This window comes from Escherichia sp. E3659 (genome assembly GCF_005781135.1).
In the GTDB taxonomy this organism is placed as follows: Bacteria; Pseudomonadota; Gammaproteobacteria; order Enterobacterales; family Enterobacteriaceae; genus Escherichia.
On record NZ_VATQ01000068.1, the window covers coordinates 1 to 2,758 of the forward strand.

Sequence of the window (2,758 nt, forward strand, 5' to 3'; positions counted from 1 at the left end):
TCGGGAATAATAGAAATATGTCCCATCAATTTTTTAAGTTCCATTTTGCTCTCCTTAATTATGCAAGGAGTATTTGATCATGTATAAGTAATAAAAAACAGCTTCAGGTAATGAGGAATATCTCAATTTTTAAACATAAAATGCGAATTATTTAGTACAAAAAGTGTACTTCTGATGATCTTTCCCTGGCGCTATATATGCCAGCGGTCTGTACACTAACTCATAATCCATTGCTGATTGCTTTAAAAGCCAGATTAAAAGCAAAAGGCAACACCGGGAAAAGTATTGTTTGTGCCGGAATGAAAAAGCTTCTGCAATTAATGTTTAGCAGTAAGGGCATCCAGCTTTTGAATCACTAACAACTTACTTATCTCAGATTCTGGATGTTTATATAACCACGTAACACTTGTATCATCAGGAATATGCTGAATATCATTCCTGGCTTCATCTGTCTTGTTTAATGTGATTAGTGCATATGCTCGTAAAAGATAAGCGCAACTTTGAAACCATGTATTGGATAGTTCCCTGCCTTTTTGAAGGCAAATAGTTAATATCCCGATAGCGTTTTCATACTCTTCACACTCAAAGTATCTTTCACCAATAGAATAATAATCACTCAAATCACCTTCGCCATTATCTATAATCTCCTGGAGAAAACCGATTGACTCTCGTATATTTCCAGCCTCCCACGCATCATGATACCTTTCCCTTAATTCTTTATTTTTATCGTTCATTTATCACTCTCTTCTTAAAATATCAAAACCCAGAAGCACCGCCACATCTGATCGGTAGACACCCTTTCATACAGGCCCCAAACGATCCAGACCATACTCGTGGTTGCTGAAAATCAGAAGAGGCTGTTGAACAAGTACTAACACATCCTCTTCGCTCTTCCGCACAATCATCCAAAGCAGTCTGGCAAGTCAACGACCTCCCCGACGTTTGTCCGCAAGCCCCTGATCCCGCTTTATCCTGAATCAATAGCGGTACCGATGGTGCATCCATATTATCAATCACCGCTCCCGCGCCTAAAGCAACCATCAAGTATGTCACACCATCGGCTACAACACCTACACCACAAACAGGATTCGGACCGGCAATGCATGCAGCTTCTGCCGGATTTGGCACCAATCCCATCGGGTCTACAGACTGCACCGAATTCAGCGGATACTGATACAGATTCCACCCGCCTTTCAGCCCAATGGGGTCCTGGGTGATGTACCGTCTCTGCAACGGATCATAGTACCGGTGACGATTGTAGTACAGCCCCGACTCCTCATCGGACTGCTGGCCCGGCAGACGGTATGGCTGGTGCAGGTGATACGGGTTCTCTTCATTCAGCTGGTTGCCCCACTCATCATACTCCCCGTTCCACGCCGTATTGCCGTCTTCACTGATGAGCGCCAGCGGCAGGCCCCGGTGGTCACAGTGGTACAGATGCAGCGTGCGCGCCGGCGTGTATTCCGGCTCCACCTGTCTGGCCAGTTGCTCCACCGTCAGCCCGCACTGCGCAAGCCACGCGTGGCTTTCACTGCTCACGCGGTCTGCCCGGATTTCCTCCTCCAGCCTGTCCAGCATCATCACCAGTTCAGGCGGGAACGCCACACCGTGACCGTCCTCACTCCCTTCCTGCTGCAGCTTCTCCGCCAGACTGCGGCGCTGCGCTTTCTCCCGTTCGCCGTTCTCCGTTTCGATGCGGATGAGCGGTGAGAAGCTCCCCGGCTCGTATACCGTCTGGATACGCGTGGTGTCGGTCTGTATCGTCGTCAGCCTGTCACCGTCCCAGCCGTACCATGTCATCTCCGGTTTACGCGACAGCGACATCCACCCCGTCAGGTCACGCCCGCGACGCCACACCCGTTTTCCCGTCCGGCGGCCCAGCGGGTCATAGAGGTAGCGGCTCTCCACCAGTGGCTCGCCATGCTGTATCCGCGTGTAGAACACCAGACGGTGCTGGCTGTCGTAGTGATAGAGATGGGTCCGCTCGTCGTCCGTCCGTATCACACCCGCCGGGATACGGTCCGTCTTCTCCGTCAGCCTGCCGTATTCATCGTAACGGTAGACATAGTGCGCGTCCTCCGCGATGCGGTTATCCGGCCACGCCGTGAGTGTGCTGTCCGGGTGCAGCTCCGGGTCCGGCAGACGGTTTCCCGCCGGGTCCGTCGCATACGGGATGCGGATGTCCAGGTCCGGTGCGAGGGTGCGCACACTCTCCAGCCTGCCCGTGGCACTGTAGCCGTATTCCCGCGTCTGTCGCGGGCCGCTGATGCGCACCAGGTCGCCGTTGTCATTCCACCCGTAGTCACGGTCATATACCAGGCTGTTCAGGTGCTGACTCTGTAACTGGCCTGCGGGGGCAGGGCAAGATTACGAAAGCCCGCTCCCCGCAAGGACTGACGCGAGATAGTTTCTGTCCATGGCTGCTTTTCGCATCTTACGTCTTAACCCTGCCTTGAACACCTTATCATTCGTCAAAATATTAATAGCAATGTGCCGTATCCCTGAAAATAATTCTGCTGCATTTCCTCTTCTTATTTTGCAGTCGTCTTCATTCATTACCACGTCCAGACGCCAGTGCAGCTTATTCTCCACGTGCCAGTGATTTCGGATCGCTGTGGCGAACTTCTCAGCGGTTAAATCAGCAGAACTGATATAATATCTGACCGTCATTTCGGGCTCTTTCTTTTGTTCTGCTATTATGGACCGAAAGGAGACTGCCACGCATAATTTCTTCAGCCCTTTCCATTCAAACGTGAAA

Annotated in this window: 2 protein-coding genes and 1 pseudogene; all 3 read right to left on the reverse strand. The window is 51.0% G+C overall.

Annotated features, from left to right (window positions below):
* Nucleotides 1–317 precede the first annotated feature (317 nt).
* On the reverse strand, nt 318–734 hold the full coding sequence (locus FEK47_RS24900) for a hypothetical protein (protein ID WP_135486889.1): 417 nt from the start codon (nt 732–734) through the stop codon (nt 318–320).
* A 394-nt stretch (nt 735–1,128) separates the two neighbouring features.
* A pseudogene (locus tag FEK47_RS24905) lies at nt 1,129–2,355 on the reverse strand (RHS repeat domain-containing protein); the annotation flags it as partial.
* A 12-nt stretch (nt 2,356–2,367) separates the two neighbouring features.
* A partial coding sequence (locus tag FEK47_RS24910) for an ISAs1 family transposase (protein ID WP_023909172.1) occupies nt 2,368–2,758 on the reverse strand: 391 nt, incomplete at its 5' end.

Bases quoted from the DNA above. Each gene is read 5' to 3' on its own strand.
- FEK47_RS24900 (WP_135486889.1), bottom strand. From the start codon at position 734: ATGAACGATAAAAATAAAGAATTAAGGGAAAGGTATCATGATGCGTGG.